15 protein-coding genes are annotated in these 17,615 nt (G+C 63.8%); 2 read left to right on the forward strand and 13 right to left on the reverse strand.

Translation table 11 applies throughout. The annotated features are described in order from the left end of the window. Positions 1-54: 54 nt before the first annotated feature. On the reverse strand, positions 55-2,682 hold the full coding sequence (locus AC1HIY_RS12810; RefSeq protein WP_479577139.1) for a plasma-membrane proton-efflux P-type ATPase: 2,628 nt from the start codon (positions 2,680-2,682) through the stop codon (positions 55-57). Between the two features lie 410 nt (positions 2,683-3,092). Here AC1HIY_RS12810 and AC1HIY_RS12815 point away from each other — a divergent pair, with 410 nt between their 5' ends. Next, positions 3,093-6,077, forward strand: coding sequence for a PAS domain S-box protein (locus AC1HIY_RS12815; RefSeq protein ID WP_479577140.1), 2,985 nt, complete (start codon positions 3,093-3,095; stop codon positions 6,075-6,077). 58 nt (positions 6,078-6,135) lie between these two features. Here the strand turns inward: AC1HIY_RS12815 and AC1HIY_RS12820 are convergent, their stop codons facing one another. From AC1HIY_RS12820 to AC1HIY_RS12875, 12 genes are all read right to left on the reverse strand, one after another. Next, positions 6,136-6,333, reverse strand: a complete 198-nt coding sequence (locus AC1HIY_RS12820; RefSeq protein WP_479577141.1) for a YHS domain-containing protein — start codon at positions 6,331-6,333, stop codon at positions 6,136-6,138. A gap of 44 nt (positions 6,334-6,377) precedes the next feature. Then, the gene (locus AC1HIY_RS12825; RefSeq protein ID WP_479577142.1) at positions 6,378-6,716 is read right to left on the reverse strand and encodes a P-II family nitrogen regulator; all 339 of its coding nucleotides are present in this window, start codon (positions 6,714-6,716) and stop codon (positions 6,378-6,380) included. A gap of 127 nt (positions 6,717-6,843) precedes the next feature. After that, entirely contained in the window at positions 6,844-7,317 is a 474-nt protein-coding gene (locus AC1HIY_RS12830) for a plastocyanin/azurin family copper-binding protein (RefSeq protein WP_479577143.1), read from the reverse strand. A gap of 130 nt (positions 7,318-7,447) precedes the next feature. Beyond that, positions 7,448-8,083: a c-type cytochrome gene (locus AC1HIY_RS12835; RefSeq protein WP_479577144.1), complete on the reverse strand. Its 636-nt coding sequence runs from the start codon at positions 8,081-8,083 to the stop codon at positions 7,448-7,450. 15 nt (positions 8,084-8,098) lie between these two features. Further along, positions 8,099-9,352: a hypothetical protein gene (locus AC1HIY_RS12840; protein WP_479577145.1), complete on the reverse strand. Its 1,254-nt coding sequence runs from the start codon at positions 9,350-9,352 to the stop codon at positions 8,099-8,101. A gap of 280 nt (positions 9,353-9,632) precedes the next feature. After that, positions 9,633-11,744, reverse strand: coding sequence for a heavy metal translocating P-type ATPase (locus AC1HIY_RS12845; protein ID WP_479577146.1), 2,112 nt, complete (start codon positions 11,742-11,744; stop codon positions 9,633-9,635). A 127-nt stretch (positions 11,745-11,871) separates the two neighbouring features. Beyond that, positions 11,872-12,165, reverse strand: coding sequence for a DUF5676 family membrane protein (locus AC1HIY_RS12850; protein ID WP_479577147.1), 294 nt, complete (start codon positions 12,163-12,165; stop codon positions 11,872-11,874). 277 nt (positions 12,166-12,442) lie between these two features. Next, on the reverse strand, positions 12,443-13,270 hold the full coding sequence (locus tag AC1HIY_RS12855) for a DUF4198 domain-containing protein (protein WP_479577148.1): 828 nt from the start codon (positions 13,268-13,270) through the stop codon (positions 12,443-12,445). A gap of 338 nt (positions 13,271-13,608) precedes the next feature. Beyond that, positions 13,609-14,778, reverse strand: a complete 1,170-nt coding sequence (locus AC1HIY_RS12860) for a DUF2231 domain-containing protein (RefSeq protein ID WP_479577149.1) — start codon at positions 14,776-14,778, stop codon at positions 13,609-13,611. Between the two features lie 96 nt (positions 14,779-14,874). Then, positions 14,875-15,333, reverse strand: a complete 459-nt coding sequence (locus AC1HIY_RS12865) for a DUF411 domain-containing protein (protein ID WP_479577150.1) — start codon at positions 15,331-15,333, stop codon at positions 14,875-14,877. A 17-nt stretch (positions 15,334-15,350) separates the two neighbouring features. Continuing rightward, entirely contained in the window at positions 15,351-15,584 is a 234-nt protein-coding gene (locus AC1HIY_RS12870; RefSeq protein WP_479577151.1) for an SHOCT domain-containing protein, read from the reverse strand. A 79-nt stretch (positions 15,585-15,663) separates the two neighbouring features. Continuing rightward, positions 15,664-16,422: a Spy/CpxP family protein refolding chaperone gene (locus AC1HIY_RS12875; protein ID WP_479577152.1), complete on the reverse strand. Its 759-nt coding sequence runs from the start codon at positions 16,420-16,422 to the stop codon at positions 15,664-15,666. A gap of 478 nt (positions 16,423-16,900) precedes the next feature. Between AC1HIY_RS12875 and AC1HIY_RS12880 the strand changes: the two genes are divergently transcribed. Further along, complete coding sequence (locus AC1HIY_RS12880) at positions 16,901-17,602, forward strand: response regulator transcription factor (RefSeq protein ID WP_479577153.1); 702 nt, start codon at positions 16,901-16,903, stop codon at positions 17,600-17,602. Positions 17,603-17,615 lie beyond the last annotated feature (13 nt).

Consider the following 17,615-nt stretch of genomic DNA (forward strand, 5'->3'; position numbering starts at 1 on the left):
GCCCCACGCCGAACGCCCTTGCCCTCGGAAAGAAGCGATCCCCGGCAGGCGCGTTCATGCCTCGGTCACGGCGGTGTGGAGCTTCTTCATGGCGCGGAGCCGCTCCCGCCGGATGAAGCGATACGTGGCCATCTTGACGGCGTCGTTGAAGACGAACCACAACAGCGCGTAAGCCCACATGTACAGCGCGTACGTCCAGCCGATGGGCGTGATGAGGAAGCCGTAAACGGCGATGAGTGTGCCGATGACCCGCGTCGAGAACGTCGCGCTGAAGAGGATCAGCGACGGGTATGGGCGCTTCCAGAACCAGTCGTCGATGCGGGTATTGTAGATCGTCCCGTGCCCGGCGATGACCAGCTTGGCGAAAAGCATCGACTGGATCATCGGCTCGGAGAAGTGGAAGTATTCGAGGAAGAAAAAGAGCAGAAACGATGAGATCACGCCCGTCACGCCGAGCGTAGAGGAGATCGTGAGCATCTCCTTCATGTTCCACCGCACGGGCTTCCGGTCGATCCGGGTATTGTCGTAGGCGATGGCCAGGATGGGGATGTCGTTGAGCAGGGCCAGGATGATGATCATCAGGGCCGTGATCGGATAGAAGTTGAAGACGATGATGCTCAGCGTCATGAAGAGGATGATGCGCAGCGTCTCGGCGATGCGGAAGATGGCATAGCTCTTCATGCGCTCGAAGGTGATGCGCGCCTGCCGGATGGCCTGGTTGATGACGCCGAGGCCCGGGGCCGTCAGGATGATGTCGGCGGCGGCGCGCGCGGCGTCGAGCGCGTTCGAGACGGCGATGCCGCAGTCGGCCTTCTTCAGCGCCGGCGCGTCGTTGACGCCGTCGCCCGTCATGGCCACGATGTGCCCGGCCTTTTGCAGGGACTCCACGATGCGATACTTGTCCTCCGGCGCTACCTCGGCGAAAATGTCGGCCTCCTCCACGAGCCGGATGATCGAGGACTCGTGGGCGTAGACGAACTCCCGGTTGAGTTTTTCGGTGTCGAACTGTTGGCGGACCTCCTCGATCACCTCCTCGGCGAAATGTCGGGCCTCGGCGTCGGATACGTCGGGCTTGAGCCGATGGTAGATGGCGCGGGCCAGCACCGAAGCCAGCTCGAGCAGGCCCGTTCCGGCGCTGCCGCTGAGATCGGCCGACCGCACCGCGCGCGTGCCGAGGCCGAGCTGACGGGCGATCTCTCGGGCGATGGCCGCGTTGTCCCCGGTGATCATCTTCACGTGCACCCCGTATTCGTTGAGGCTTCGAATGACCTCCTTCGAGTCCTCACGCGGCGGATCGAAGAGCGGGATCAGGCCGACGAGCGTGAGCTTCCCGTCGGTTTTCCGGCCTACGAGGAGCGTCCGGTATCCCTTCACGGCCAACGACTCGACGATGCTCTCGATGTGCCGTCGCTCCTGTTCGGGCGGGTTCGCCAGTTCGAGCAGCACCTGAGGAGCGCCCTTCATCACCACGAAACGCTCGCCGTCTTGCTCGATCTCGGCCTCGGTGCGCTTGATGTTGGGGTTGAACGGGGTGAAGTGCACCTGCCGGAAAGGCGTCAGGTCCGTCCCGGGAAAGTGCTCGGAGAAGTACCGGTAGATCGCCAGGTCGATGGGGTCCTTGTTCTCGAGATGCGAGGCGAGCACGGCATAGCGCAGCAGGTCCGCTTCCTCGAAACCCTTGAAGACGACGGGCTTCGACACCTCCAGCTTGTTCTGGGTCAGCGTGCCGGTCTTGTCGCTGCACAGCACGTCGACGCCGGCGAGTTCTTCGATGGCGACGAGACGGCTGACGATGGCCTGCCGCCGCGCCAGGTTGAGCGCGCCCACGGCCATCGTGACGGAAAGCACGGCCGGCAACGCCACCGGAATGGCGGCCACGGTGAGCACGAGGCTGAACCGCAGGATTTCGAGGAACGGCTCGTGACGGAACAGCGCCACCATCAGGATGAGCAACACCAGCGCGATGGTGACCAGGATCAGATAGTTGCCGATCTGAATCACCATCTTCTGGAAATGGCTGCTCTCGTCCCGCTCCGCGCGCGCCACCAGCGAGACCACCGTGTGGAAGTTCGTGTGCGCCCCGGTGTTGACCACTACGGCCAGCATCTCGCCCTGCTTGACGATGGTGTTGGCGTAGGCGACCTCCTCCCGTTTCTTGCCCACCGGCAGCGACTCTCCCGTCAGGGTAGACTGATCGACGAGCAGATAATCACCCTCGACGAGCTGCACGTCCGCCGGGATGATGTCGCCGATCTTGAGCTTGATGAGGTCGCCCGGCACGAGTTCGCGCGTGGGGACGGCCTTGAACCTGCCGTCGCGCAGGACGATGGCCTCGGTGGAGAGTTGCTGTTTGAGCGCCTTGAGCGCGTTGAGCGCGCGGTGCTCCTGAAAGAAGTCGATGAACGCGTTGACGAGAAGCATCACCATGATGATGCCGAAGTCCTCCCACTTTTGCACGAGGGCCGAGAGGATGGCGGCGACCTCGATCATCCACGGGATCGGTCCCCAGAAGCGGCGGAAGATGCGGTGCCACAGAGGCTCTTCCTTTTCTTTGATCTCGTTGTAGCCGTACTCCCGAAGCCGCTTCTTTGCCTCTTCTTCGCTCAGACCGTTCTCTTTGTCCGTCTTCAGGGCGTTGAGGGTCTGGAGGACGGGCTGTCGGGCGTATTCGTCGGTTTTCATGACTTGAACCCAAAGGGTTGCTGCTGAACGATGGATGGATCGGGTCGTCGGGGACGGCCTGGAGGCGTCGTCTCGGGGGCGACCTTCGTGGAAAAGAACCGGGGGCGCGGGCCTTGCGAAGATAAAGACGGGAAAGATTATCTTGGGACGACCAAAGCCTTCGCCGGGGATCGCCGCCGTGTCTTGTAGGGGAATCCCGGTTCCCGGGAGCGGGGCCTTTTTCCGCACCGTGAACGAAAAGCTCCGGGGCGGCGTACCTACGGGCAGTTTCCCGGAACGAGCGGGTCGCCTCGTGGTGGAACGGGCATGCGAACCTGCGAGGCATGGCGCCGGCGTTGTTTCGCATGCGCGGGCGCTAAAGAATCTTTTGTGCCGCCGTCTGCCCTTCGCGTTCGCCCTGTTGTTGTGATATGAACACTATTCTGTTTTTATCGATTGCCGTTCGGTTGATCGGGCTCGGGTGGGCGCTGGTGTTGGTGTGGCGCTTGCGGGACTGGCGCCTGGGACTCCTCGCGGTTTTATATGCCCTGATGGCCCTTCGCCAGACGCTCACGCTGTCGACGGTGTGGGAGGGGACGGCGCTTTTTGCGCCCGGGCGCCTGGTCGAACTCCCGGGACTGCTCGTCAGCCTGTTGATGCTGCCCGTCTTGCTGGGGCTGGAGCGGTTCATCAGGTCGCAGAAGCGCGTGAAAGAGCGGATCGAAGCGGCCGAACAACGCTACCGCAAGCTCTTCGAGTCCGCGCCGATCATGTACGTCAAGACGGAGGATCGCAACGGGGCGTCGTACGTCACGGCCTGCAATGATCGTTTTCTTGAGCATCTCGGATATGCGCGCGAAGAGGTGGTGGGGCAACCGCTGGACCGTTTCTATACGCCCGGTTCGAAGGAGAAGCTTTTCGGAAGCGGGTATCATCGCAGTCTTCAGGGGCTCTCCGTCGAAGAAGAACGCAGCCTGGTGAGACGCGACGGAGGCGTGATCGACACGTTGATGCACGCCGTGCCGGAGTTGGACGAGAGGGGCCGCGTGCGGGGCGTCCTCGCGATGTACGTGGACGTCACCGGGAGGAGGAAGGCCGAGCGCGCGCTCGAGGAGCGCATCGAGCGCATGCGCCTGCTCTACGACGTTACCTCGCAGAGCGGCCGCGACCTCGACCGCCAGTTGAGCGACGCCCTCGAACGGACCGCGCAGCTCCTGGGTATGGAGATTGGCCTCCTGAGCCGCATCGAGGACGGACAATATCACATCGAGGCATGCTTTGCCCCCGGCACGGGGTTGGAGCCGGGGCAATCCTTCGATCTCCGCTATACGTACTGCGAAGCGGTATGGCAAAACGACGAGGTGCTGGCGATCGATCATGCCGGGGCGTCGGCCTATGCCCGGCATCCCTGCTTCGCCTACTTTCACCTGGAGTCCTACCTCGGCGTGGCCGTCAGGATGGGCGAGAAGCGCTATGGCACGCTGAGTTTCTCGAGCACGAAGCCGAAGCGCCCGCCCTTCTCCGAGGCGGATCGCGAGACGATACGGCTCCTGTGCCAGTGGATCGGCTCGATGCTGGAACGCCGGCAGGCGCGCGCGGCGCTGGAGGCCTCCGAAGAGCGGTTCGCCAAAGCCTTCCACGCCAGCCCGGACTCCATCACCATCACCCGGATGCGGGACGGCCTCTTCATCGACGTCAACGAAGGGTTCCACCGCCTGAGCGGATACGCGCGCGAGGAGGTCATCGGCCAAACTTCCGAAGCGCTCGGGATATGGCGGTATGCCGACCGCAGCCGGATGGTGGAGGGGTTGCAACGCGAAGGCCGCGTGCGAGACCTCGAACTCCCGCTGGTCGACAAAACGGGAGCGGTGCACATCTGCCGCGTTTCCGCCGTCGTGATAGAACTCGGCGGAGAACCGTGCCTCGTGGCCATCACGCATGACGTCACCGAACAGAAACGCATCGAACAGGCGCTTCGCCTCCACGAATATGCCATCGCCTCGTCGGTCGAACCCATCGCGTTCGTCGACATGGAGGGCGTGCTCACCTACGTGAACCGCGCTTTCCTGGAAGCGCTCGGATATGCGCGCGAAGAGGAGGTCGTCGGAAAGCGGATCACGGAGTTCCGGGTCGAGCCTTTTCCCTTCGGCGAACTCGAAAAACAGATCAGAGCCGGGGGGTACTGGAAAGGCGAACTCAGCACCGTTCGCTCCGATGGGAAGTGGATAGACATCTATCTGGCGGCCAACCTGATCGTCGACGAAAACGGCAAGCCGCTGGCGATCATGGCTTCCTTCCGGGACATCACCGAATGGAAACGGGCCCAGGAGGACCTGCGGAAGTCGGAGGAGAAGTTTGCCAAGGCGTTCCACGCGAGCCCCGACATCATCGGCATCGCGACGATGGACGAGGGGCGCTTGATCGAGGTGAACGAGGGTTTCGAGCGCCTGACCGGGTATCGTCGCGACGAGGTGCTCGGGTGCACGACCGCCGAACTGGGCCTCTGGGAAAAAATGGCCGATCGGCAAGCGCTCGTCGACCGCATCCGCAGCGGGGAGTTCGTGAGCAACGTCGAGGTGACCTTCCGCACCCGTTGGGGCGAGCTTCGGACGGGCCTCTTCTCCGGCGACCGGATCGAACTCAACGGCCGCTCATGCCTGCTGACCATCACACGCGACATCACCGAGCGCAAGCGCATCGAGGAGCAGCGCGAGGAGCTCGTGCGCGACCTGGAAGCGAAGAACGCCGAGCTGGAACGCTTCGCCTATACGGTCTCGCACGACCTGAAATCACCGCTGGTGACGATCAAGGGCTTCCTCGGCCTGCTCGAGAATGATGCGCTCCGCGGGGACGTGGAAGCGCTCCGCCGGGACGTGGCCCACATCAACAGCGCCGCCGACAAGATGGCCCGGCTGCTCCGGGATCTGTTGGAGCTCTCGCGGATCGGGCGCGTGGTCAACCCGCCGGAGGCCGTCGCCTTGTCGGGTCTGGTGCGCGAAGCCGTGGAGATGCTGGGCGGTCGGCTTGCCGAGCGGGGAGCCGAAGTGCGCGTGCCCGCCCGCATGCCGGAAGTCTTCGGCGATCGGCTGCGGCTGCTGGAAGTGTTTCAGAACCTGATCGACAACGCCCTCAAGTTTATGGGCGATCAGCCGGCGCCGCGCGTGGAGGTGGAGGCGCGCGTCGTAGAGGGCGAGGTGGTGTGCGCCGTCCGGGACAACGGCGTCGGCATCAATCCCCGGTATCTGGAGACCATCTTCGGGTTGTTCAACCGCCTGGACAACAACGTCGAGGGCACCGGCATCGGACTGACGCTGGTGAAGCGGATCGTCGAAGAGCACGGAGGACGCATCTGGGCCGTCTCCGAGGGGGAGGGCCGGGGCGCGACGTTCACCTTCACGTTGCCGCTGCGGTCATGAAAGCAGCGGCCCTTGCGCGCTTCGCTCGCAGCCGCGGGGCTCACGCATGACGCGCCGCCTACGCGAGCCCCTCGTTCGCCCCGGAAGCGGGCGGATCGGTAAGGTTCGGGGGATCGGTCGCGTAGCGCTCCGGGTGTTGCTCAAACGTTCGCCGGCAATCCTCGGAGCAGAAAAGGTACGTTCGCCCCCGGTAGTCCATCCGGGCCGGCGGGTTGTGCCGGTCGATCGCCATGCCGCAAACAGGGTCTTTTTCCATGTCGGGCGCCTCCGAGATTCAGGCGTGGTGAGGGAAGGACGTTCCTACAGGCCGGTCTCGTCGACGGCTCCAGTGCGGATCTTCACCGCCATCTCCACCGGAGAAACGAAGATGATGCCGTCTCCCGGCAAACCCGTGTAGGCGTTCTTTCGAATGAGTTCCACGACGCGATGAACGTCTTCATCCCGGCAAACGACCTCCAGCTTGGCGACGTCCGAATACCGTTCGACGCACTTGATCGAGTATTTGCTCGCGTGCGGGTCCGCGAGTTGCCCGAGCCCCATCACGTCAATGACGGTGATGCCGGTGATCCCGTTTTCTTCCAGCGCCTCGATGACGCTCTCCACCTTCGGGCAACGCAGGTAGGCTTTGACTTCCTTCATGGCAACGCGCTCCGTTGTGTTTCCTGTTCGACGCTCACGTCTCAAGATCGACCCGCCAACCTTAAGCAATCCTTAAATCCGCCTTAAACTTTTTTCAGCGTAAGGCGCGGGAGCTTTGAAGGGACGATCAGGTCACTTTCATCACACCTCGCATGAGTACGTAATGACCGGGAAACGAGCAGATGAACGGATATTCGCCCGGTTCGGAGGGGGCGGTGAAGGTGACCTCAACGGTCTCTCCGGGTTGGGCGAGCGGGGTGTAGAAGAGGATGGCCTCGTCTTCGGGGATGTAGTCGTTGGCGGCGGCGGAGAGGGCGGCCGTCCCGACGCGGTCGATGGCTTCGGCATCGGTGAGGATGACGACGTTGTGAGCGAGCCCCTGCACGGTGGCCTTGTTCTCGAAGACGAGTCGCACGTCCTGCCCGGCCTTGACGCTGAAGGCGGTCGTGTCGAAGCGCAGTTCGTTGCCGACGGAACGGATGACGACCTCGACCGGGTCGGCTTCCGGCGCGGTGAAGGGGGCGGTCGTGAAGGCTGTGATCGCCAGCGCCGCGAGGGCCAAGGCGAGCATCGTCAGGGGGAAACGCGCGTGTCTGTTCATGGACTTCTCCGTTGGGAAAAACATGGCGCGGCCCACGGAAGCACGTTGCGCGAAGTGGAAGCCCGGAAGCCGGGCATTCCCGTGCCTCCGTGAACCGTCGCCATATTCTTGAGGATGAGACAAAGGGGGGTTAGCGGTCGACCCGTCCGTGGGAGACGGCCCACACGTAGGCCGCCACTTGCTGGGCCTGTTCGTCGGTGATGCCGCCGGGGTAGGCCGCCATGGCGGTGCCGGGCACGCCGTTGCGGATCGTCTTCAGGATGTCGGCATAGTCGCCGGAGCCGTTTTTCCATTGCGCGTCGCTCAGGCTGGGCGCGATGGGGCCGCCTTCGAGGTTGGCGCCGTGGCAGGCAAAGCACGTCCCTGCGCCCTGATACACGAGCCGTCCCTTTGCGATGAGGTCGTCGGTGATCTCGGTGGGCGTCTCCAGACCGGAGCGGAGCCGTCCGGGGACGAGGTCGGCGTCGTTCGAGGCGAGCAGGAAGTCGCGCACCAGGCGGGCCTGTTCCCGCGTGAGGTTGGCGCGGGTCTGCATGTGCTGCATGATGATGACCCACTCCCGATCGGTCCGCTCGGCCGGTCCGCGCGGGTTGTGGCAGCGCTGGCAGGTGCGCGAGAAGAGTTCGGCGCCGAGGCCGATGCGCGCCGCCAGCGTGGTGTCGGCGAGGGCGATCTCGTCGCCGGGCTCCGGAAGGACGGGCGTCCGGGAGGCCAGCCCCAGGTAGGCAATCACGAAGAGGATGAGCGAAGAAGCAAACAGTCGCATATCGGTACCTCCGGGTTAAAACCCAAACGCCAGTTGAAGGGCGAGACGGTTGTTGTCGATGTCGATTTCCTCATCGTTGATGAGGTATTCCAGCTTGAGCACGAACGCGGGCTCGAACCAGTAGTCGAGGCCGAGGGCCACCTGTCGCCCGGCGTTCACGAGGGTCTCGCTGCCGGCTTTGCCGTCGAAGAGCTGCGACCAGCGCACGACCGGTTGCCAGGGGCCGTACCGGTAGGCCAGCTGGACCCAGTAGCCGCTGCGCGCGAGCGTCTCGACGAGGCCTTCATTGAGCGCGCCCGTGGCGGAGGCGCCTTTGGCCGCGGCAAGCCCCTCGTGTTCCTCCACCTCCAGAAGGTCCTGCCACGTTCGAATGAACTCGCTGTGGAGCGTAAACTGGCCATGACGACCTTCGAGGTGGAACGCCAGGGCGCTAAAGTTGAGATCTCCCGCGGCGTCGTAGGCGGCCGTCATGCCGGAGACGTTGGCCTCGAAATACGGGGAGATGCTGAAGCCGAGCCGCCCGCCCACCATCTTGTTGTCGTTGTTGTCCGAAGTGTTGCTGCCGAAGGCAAGGCCGCCGGCGTCTCCACCGCTGAGGATGGCCGCTCCCTTTCCCGCGGCGGCGAGCGGTCCGCCTTCATCATGCCCGTCGGCGCTTTCCTCCTCGTCCGGAGCGACGACCGGCCCCTGCGTCACGAACACTTCCGCCGTGACGGTCTGGAAATTCCCCAGGTCGAACGCGCCGCGCAGTTGCACGCCGATGTCCGAGAGGATCGGCAACATGGGGGCCGACGGGGCGGCCGCGGCGCCGTGCGAGCCGTAGACGGCCGGGACGCTCGGCAGCCGGTTGATCCAGGTCGGGTGGAACCGCTCGGAGAAGTTGGCGAAGGGGAGCAGAAACTTCCCGGCCACGAGCGTGAAGTGATCGTTGAGCGAGACGTCGATCTGGGCGTATTCCAGGTCGGTCGACGTGGCGCCTTCTTCGATCTCGAACTCGAACTCTCCCTCGAAGAGAAAGCGGTCGGAGATCTGGAAGAGCATGATCGGGGCGAAGATGGTCGAGAAGTTGTTGGGCGTCTCGCCGTCGGCCAGGAGCACGTTGTATCCGGCCCCGCCGTAGCCGGTAAGCATGAACCCCTGGCGCGGGAAGAAACGGTCGGCATCCGAGGGACCGTCGGCTTCTTGCCCCGAGGCGGGCGTGATGCCCGCCAGCGCATACAGGACGAGCCCGATCCAAAAAGGAAGAAGGTGTGGTAACGGTTGTTTCATGGCGTTCACCGGTTGTGGCTGGAAGGAACGCCGCGTAGATCGGCCGAACCCGGCCGCCCCGCAGCGTCATCGCCGCACGGGGTCCGGGGAGCGAACCTGAACTTGAAAAGAACCACTACGCAGCGGGGGCAAGGTGCCGTCGAGAACCTTAAAATCACCTTAAAGCAACCTGAAATACTTTTCAGGAAAGGGCGATTCGCGGCTTCTTCATCGGTCCCGGAAAACCTGAAGCGAAGGGGAAGGGGGAGCGTTTGACGCCGTTTACCGGGTGTTCCGCCCTCTATCGTTCCACGCGGAGCTTGCGGGCGTTGATGGCGACGATGACCGTGCTCAGCGACATCAGCGCCGCGCCGGCGGCCGGGCCGAGCACGATGCCGTAGCCGTAGAGCACCCCGGCGGCGATCGGGATCGCGAGGATGTTGTATCCGGCGGCCCACCACAGATTCTGGATCATCTTTCGATACGTCGCCTGTGAGAGGCGGAGGATGGCCGGGACGTCCTTCGGGTTGCTCCGCACGAGCACGATGTCCGCCGTCTCGACGGCCACGTCGGTGCCCGCTCCGATGGCGATGCCCACGTCGGCCTGCGCCAGCGCCGGCGCGTCGTTGACGCCGTCGCCGGTCATGGCCACGGTCAGGCCGCGCGCCTGCACCTCCTTCACCTTCTCCGACTTCTCGTGCGGCAGCACCTCGGCGAAGTACTCGTCGAGCCCCACCTCTTCGGCCACCCACTGCGCCACCTTGCGGTTGTCGCCCGTGAGCATCATCGTTCGGATGCCCATGGCCTTGAGCGCGGCGATGGCTTCCCGGGATTCGGGCCGGATGATGTCGGCCAGCGCGACGGCCCCCTGCACCGCGCCGTCGATGACGACGAAGACGACGGTCTTGCCCTGCTCCGAGAGCCGGTCGATGCGGGGATCGTCCACGTCCAGGTTCTGTTCGCGCAGATAGCCGGGGCTGACGACCATGACCTCCCGTCCGTTCACGCGGCCGCGGGCGCCCTTGCCGGGGATGGCCCGGAACGCCTCGACCTCCGGCGGTTGCTCCACCGCGCGCACGATGCCCTGCGCGATCGGGTGCTCGGAGTGCGCCTCGACCGCCGCGGCATAGGCGAGCAGTTCGTCCTCGGCGATCCCGTCGGAGAGCACGAGCGTGTCCGTGACGCCGAACTGCCCTTCGGTCAGCGTGCCGGTCTTGTCGAAGATGATGGCCTTCAGCTTGCGCGCGGCCTCGAAGGCGGTCCGGTCGCGGATGAGCAGGCCGTTGCCGGCGGCGAGCGCCGTGGAGACGGCCACCACGAGCGGCACGGCCAGCCCGAGCGCGTGCGGACAGGCGATGACCATCACCGTGACGGTGCGCTCGAGAGCGAAGGCAAAGTCTTTCCCCACCCATACGTACCAGACGAACATCGTCAGCGCGCCGCCGCCGAGCGCGACCGCCGTGAGCCACACCGCCGCCCGGTTCGCCAGATCCTGCGTCTTCGACTTCGACTCCTGCGCCTCCCGAACCAGGTCGATCACCTGCGAGAGGAAGCTGTCCGCCCCGGTCTTTTGTATGACGATGGTGAGGGCCCCCTCGCCGTTGATGGAACCCCCGATGACGACGTCACCGACGGTCTTGGGTACGGGCATCGACTCGCCCGTGAGCATGGCCTCGTTGACGGAACTCTGCCCGCGGACGACCTCGCCGTCGGCGGGGATCTTCTCGCCGGGTTTGACGAGCGCGTGGTCGCCGGGGTGAAGCTCACTCAACGGCACGTCCACCACGCTGCCGTCGGGCATGACCTTGTGCGCTTCCGAGGGCATCAGCTTCGCCAGTTCCTCCAGCGCCTTCGAAGCGCCCATGACCGATTTCATCTCGATCCAGTGCCCGAGCAGCATCACGTCGATCAACGTGGCGAGCTCCCAGAAGAAGATCTTGCCTTCGAGCCCGAAGACGACGGCGGTGCTGTACACGTACGCCGTGGTGATGGCAATGGCGATGAGCGTCATCATGCCGGGCGTTCGGCCTTTCAACTCCGTGAAGAGCCCTTTCAGGAAAGGCCACCCGCCGTAGAAGAAGACGACGGACGAGAGGACGAACGAGAGCTGCAGGTCTCCGCTGAAGCTGAGCTTGCCGTCCAGCCCCAGGAACCGCTGGATCAGGGGAGAGAGCAGAAGGATGGGGATCGTCAGGATGAGCGAGACCCAGAACCGCCGCCGGAAGTCGGCGACCATCATCGCGTGATGGTCGTGGTGTCCGCCGCCGTGCTTCTCGTGCCCGCCGTGCTTCTCGTGCGCGTGTTCCTTGCCGTCGCCGGTCGTATGCGCGCCGTGTTCGTGAGGGTGCTTTCCGTGTTCGTGTCCGTCGTGACCGTGTCCGGCAACGGGTTCGGTGGATGGGTCGCGTTCCATGTCGGTGTGGGATGAGGGAGGAAAGGGGAAAAGGGACCTGCGGGCGGGGGAAGGGCCGTCCGGATGGACGCGGAAAAAGGATTGGTGTCGAGCGCCTGATCTCGGACGTTGCCCGACGCCGAGGGGGTCAGCCGGTCCCGTCAGCGGATCGCGCCGAGAAAAAGTTGTAGAGCGGGACGAAGACCACACCGACGTAGATGCCGTAGAGGAAGGACTCGGCGAGGCCGAGGAAGAAGCTTCCCCAACTCAGCCACGTGAAGCCCGGCAACAGTTGCATCCAGGACTGATACATGGCCTGTCCCGGGATCAGCAGATCCCAGATCACGCAAAGGAGGTAGGAAAGGGCGAGAAAAGAGCCGAGAGCCAGCCCCACGGGTTTCCAGTGGAGGCGGCTTCGGGTGGGCATTGTTGTCGTTTCCATGGCATTGCCTCCCCGAAAGTTGAGAGATGCGCACAACCGGAGCGGTCGGTCCGTCGCGGGGATCGGGACCCGCACTCGCCACCCGACTCAGGAGCGTACGTGCGGGCCCCGCACCAACCACCGCGACGTGCGACCCGTGTTCGCCCTCTCAAGTTCGCTCTTCGTTCCTTAAAAGAACCTTAAGCGAGGCTTAAAAATCCTTCAGAAAGGGGGCATGCACGGGTTCGTCGTCCGGAGCCCATGCCGCGAGCGAAAGTAGCCGGCGATGCGTGCGGGATCACCGGACCTCGAAGGTCAGCGTCGCCCACTTCGACTCGTAGTCCGCCTCGCCGTCATCGACTCTGGCCATGTGGATGAGCTTCACGTACCAGCGGCCGGCGGCTTCGAGGGGGATGCGCGCCACGCCCGCCTCGTCCGTGCGCGTCTCGACGGCGACCCTGTGCTCGCCATGCTCATCGTGTCCGTGATAGCCCTCATGACTGGCTTCGACGATCTGGTTGGCGACGGGCCGGCCGTCAACGAGGACGAGGACCTCGAACGTGTCGCCGACGCCGAGGGCGTAGGGGTTGTTCACCGGCACGATCTCGGCGGGATACCCGAGGCGATGCCCGTAGGCGTCGGTGCGCCGGTCGCCTACCTGAAAGATGGCCTTGACGTGTTTGGAATACCGCTCCCGCGCATCGAGGTCGAGTTCTCCGTCCCGTTTCCGCGCCTCGAGCACGTCGAGGACGCCGTCGTGCTCGAGGTATTCGTTAAAGTCTTCGGCGGCGAGTGCGATCATGCTGGGGGCGGTCGAGACGCCGACCACGTAGGTGCCGGGGGCGCCCGTCTCGAGGTCGAGGAGCGTCAGCGTGCCTTGCTCGCGCCAGCGGGCGGTGTCGGGGTGCGTCACCACGTCGCCGGGCCCGACGACGCTCACGTCGGTCATGCGGCGACGCGCGATGGCGTTCTCGCTCTTGTCGAACGTGCCGTTGACCAGCGCGATCGTGGCGGTCGAATGGGGTTCGAGGAAATAGGTGTCCAGTTTGATGAAGAGGGTGTGGGCGTTCAGGAGACCGGCGAAAAGAAGAAGGGCCACGCCGGTCAGGAGGGCTTTCTTTTTCATAGGATCGTGGGGTTGGGGATCACGAAGAAAGAGGAAGATGCAGGGTACGGCGCTTTGCATAAAAATACGACAGCCGGGTCGCATCATCTGCAGACCCGGCTGTCGCTAGCCACACATGTTCGGACGGTTTTGCTGCGTTTCCCTTTTCGCCTTTCCAGGTGGGGAAAGACGTCGAGGGATGTGGTTCCAGGTGGGTCTTCCGGTGAGTGGTTGCAAGCCTGCCGCCTGGTCGTCCGAACACCCGCAAGAAAGGGCGGTCAACCTGAAGACTTCCTTAAAAATCTCTTAAATTTTATTAAGGTGTTCCAACGACGGTTGTCTGATTGGCACGGATGCGGTCAGCGCAGCGATTGCACGACGATGAGCCGGAGGAGCACCGTTCCGGAGCCTTCGAGCCGGAGGCCCACGAGGCCGGGGGCGGGAGCGTCGCCGTGCCCGTGTACGACCAGCTTGCCGTCCACGTAGCCGCGAAAGTGCCTTCCGTCGCTGACGACGCGCATGGTGAACCAGCCGCTGCCGGCCTGTTCTTCCTCGTCGAAGATCTCGGTGGCTCCGTCGCGCACCCGCCCCTGGCGCATTTTTCCGTCTTCGAGGGCGAGGAAGTCGTAGTTTCGCGCGTCGCGCACGTGGTGGACGATGCGAACGGAGCCGTCGAACCGGTCGAGGTTGAGCGTCACGTCGCCCTGAATGCTCACGAGGGAATCGCCGGTGACGAAGAGGACGGGGCCGCCTTCGAGGCGCAGGGCCAGTTGCCCGTCCTGTTCCTCCACGTTCAGGTCCTCGGGACTGCCTTCGAAGAAACGGAACGTTTCGGTGAGCGCGCGTCGCGCACCGGCGCCGGGCTCCCATCGCCACGAGCCGTCTTCGGTCGTGACGGGGTGCATGACCATGGCGCCCTCGTCTTCGTGCGCTTCCCCGGGAGCATGCTCGTGGTCCTCCTCTTCGTGCGCTTCCCCGGGGGCATGCTCGTGGTCCTCCTCTTCGTCCGCTTCGTCATGATCGGCGTCGTCATCATGCCGTTCGAGCCCTTCCTGCGAGACGGCCTGCACGCCGATCCCATACCGGAAGACCATTTGCGCGCCCCGGTCTCCGGTCTGGAAAAGCAGAAAAATGCCCCCGGCCCCGATCACGAAGGCGAGGATGTTCAACGCATGTTTTGCGGGGAGTCGCCCCTTGTGGTCGAGCCGAAGCATGGCCAGGCGGGCGAGAGCGAAGAGGCCGAAAAACCAGACGGTTCGCTCGGCCCAGTCGGCGTGGTCGGTGAGGAGCGTCTGGGCGGCGGCGGGCAACAGAACGGAGTCGGCGGCGGCGCGGCCCGTGAAGAACGCCGCGAGCGCGGCGACGGCGCCCAGGGTGAACAGCGCAACGGCGGCGGCACGGACCTCCTCTTGCTTCTTGCGCACAACCAGCGCGGCGGCGTCGAACAGCACGGCGATGGTGAGGAGCGCAATCGGGAAGTGGATGAGGAGCGGGTGAACGTTGGGCGCCCAGTCGGGAAGAGAAAACATTGCGGTGGTTACATATGAGATCGTTAAAAAACAAAGGTATCCGGAGAGCGCATCGATGCAGGAGCTTCTGTGGCGCTCCCCGGATGCCGGATGCGATCAACGCTTTGCGTAGACCGACTGCCGGCCTTTTCGGTCGAAGGCGACGATATCGTATGGTTGCGGTCGCCTGCCTTCCATCCCCGGCGACCCGACGGGCATGCCCGGAACGGCGAGGCCGGTCACGTCGGGCTGCTCCGAGAGCATGCGCCGGATGACGTCGGCGGGCACGTGTCCTTCCACGACGTATCCACCCACCACGGCCGTATGGCACGATCCCAGGCGCGTCGGCACGCCGAAGCGGGCCTTCATGGGCGTGACGTCCGGCATGTCGACCGTCTTCACGGGGAAGCCGTTCTCTCGAAGGTGCTCCGTCCATTGCTCACAACAGCCACAGGTGGGGCTTTTATAGACGGTTACGGTGGGAAGGCCGGCCTCCGAGGGGGTGCAGCCGACGAAGAGCGCCGACGTAATAAGAAGCGTCGGCGCCGTCAGGAGGAAGAACCGTCGTAATCGCATATTCGTTCGGGAACGGGTTATTGGTCTCGTTCGAGGCGTGCTTTTCGCTCCTCGTATTCTTCCGTGGAAATCTCCCCGGCGGCATAGCGCCGCTTGAGGATCTCCAGCGGGGATTCCTTGCGGGAATTCGGGGGAGGACCGGGGGGCGGCGGCGTTTGATTTCTCCAGAGGAGAGACACCAGAATGATGATGACGAGAATCCAGAAGATCCACCAGCCCCAGTGCATGCCCCACATCCATCCGTCATACATGATTTTCTCCGTATTTGAGCGCGCATGCCCGGGAATGACCCCGGGCGTGCGCGCGAAGTCGTGGCTGTCGCGGTGAAACCTATTGCTGGTTCATTCCAGCTTTTTTCTTGCTCTTCATGCCGCCGTGCTTCATGCCGCCTTGCATCATGCCGCCCTGCATCATGCCGCCGCCCATCATGCCGCCGCCCATCATGCCGCCCATGGCTTTCATCATCTCCATCATGGTCATGTTCGCCATCATGTGATGGTGCATCTGCATGGGCGTGAGTTCGGCCAGCTTCTGGCGCTGTTCGGGGGTCAGCAGCGCTTCCATCTTGCGGGCCGTTTCGAAGTCGAGGGCTTTCAGGTCCGCGTGGAGGGTCGCGTTTTCCCGGAGCAACGCCTTCACTCGAGCCGGGTCGGGACTTTCGGCGGCGAGGGCGCTCTTGAGCTGCTCGCCGGTTTTGGCGGCCGTTTTCTTGAGTTCGGCTGCTTGGTTCTCGTAAGCCCGCACGGCGTCTTTCATGCTTGAAACCTGCTCATCCGAGAGGTCGAGCAGGTCCTTCATGGTGGGCAGGGTGTAAATCATGAGCGAGGAGCGTTTGAGCGGGTTGCTCATCATCTGCTTCATCATGTTCATATGCATGTGCATCATGCCCTGCATCATGCCGCCCTGCATCATGCCCTGCATCATGCCGCCCTGCATCATGCCGCCCTGCATCATGCCGCCTTGCATCATGTCGCCCTGCATCATGCCGCCCTGCATCATGCCGCCCTGCATCATGCCGCCCTGCTTCGTGGAATCCGGCTGCCCATGCCGGTGCTGCGCCATGGTAGGGTATGCGCCGGCCAGCATCATGCCGGCAAAAAGGAGTGTGGTCAACATTTTCATGATATTGCCTCCGTATAATCTTTTGAGTCAGGTTTACGCTTGTTGTTTGCCGAACGGGCCGATGCTTTCGGGCGCGGGCGCGGCTTTCTGGATGCGCGGATGCGTTCGGGCTTCGATTGCAGGCTACGGTCGAGAATGAACCAACCTGCCAGGAGTAGAAGGAACCATCCGGCCAATCCAAATGCAATCAGGATCCACGACATTTCGCCCTCACACGCGATCGACACGTTTCGACACACAGGCTTCTCAGCGCTGCGGGGCCAAGATCTAAAAATGAACCTGAAACCTACCTTAAGAAGTCCTGAAAAAAGTTTAAGGCGCGGGGCGGGGCCTCCTCCGGTCGCGTCATCCTTTCGGTGAGCCTGAAACTTTCTTAAGGTAGGAAACATTGCGCGGTGTCGGGAGATGGGAGGAGAACGCAAGATCCAAACAGCGCGAGGCAATTATGTGGCTGCTTCTCATTGAAGATGAAATGCGTCTGGCCGATACGCTCAAGACCGGACTGGAAGAGGAGGGCTACCTGGTCGACGTGGCCTATAACGGCATCGACGGGGAGGCGTTGGCGCTGGCCAACGCGTACGATGCGCTGATCGTGGACTGGCGGCTGCCCGACCGCGACGGCAAAACCGTCATTGTGCATTTGCGGGCTGCCGGGCGGCAGTACCCTATCCTGATGCTTACCGCGCTCGGCGACCTCGAACATCGCGTAGCCGGCCTCGACGCGGGCGCGGACGATTATCTGGCCAAACCGTTCAAGTTCGAAGAGCTGTTGGCGCGGTTGCGCGCGTTGCTCCGGCGGCCGCCGCTCGTGGTGCAGGAACAGGTGGTGCGACTGGGCTCGCTCGAACTCGATACGCGGCGTCGGCAGGCCGTGTTGGACGGCGCCCCGATGGACCTCCGCCCCAAGGAATACGCCTTGCTCGAAGACCTCATGCGCCACCCCGATGAAGTGCTTTCCCGGACGGTTATCGCCGAGCGGGTGTGGGGAGATCCCTTCTACGTGACCGACAACGTGATCGACGTCACCATCTCCAGTCTCCGCCAGAAGCTGGCAAGCGCGCAGGCCGGCTTCAAGGGAAGGCCGGTGTTGCGGATCGAAACCGTGCGCGGCGTCGGCTATCGCCTGACGACCGTTTCGGCAACCTGAGACTACCGACAGA

This window comes from Rhodocaloribacter sp. (assembly GCF_056451265.1).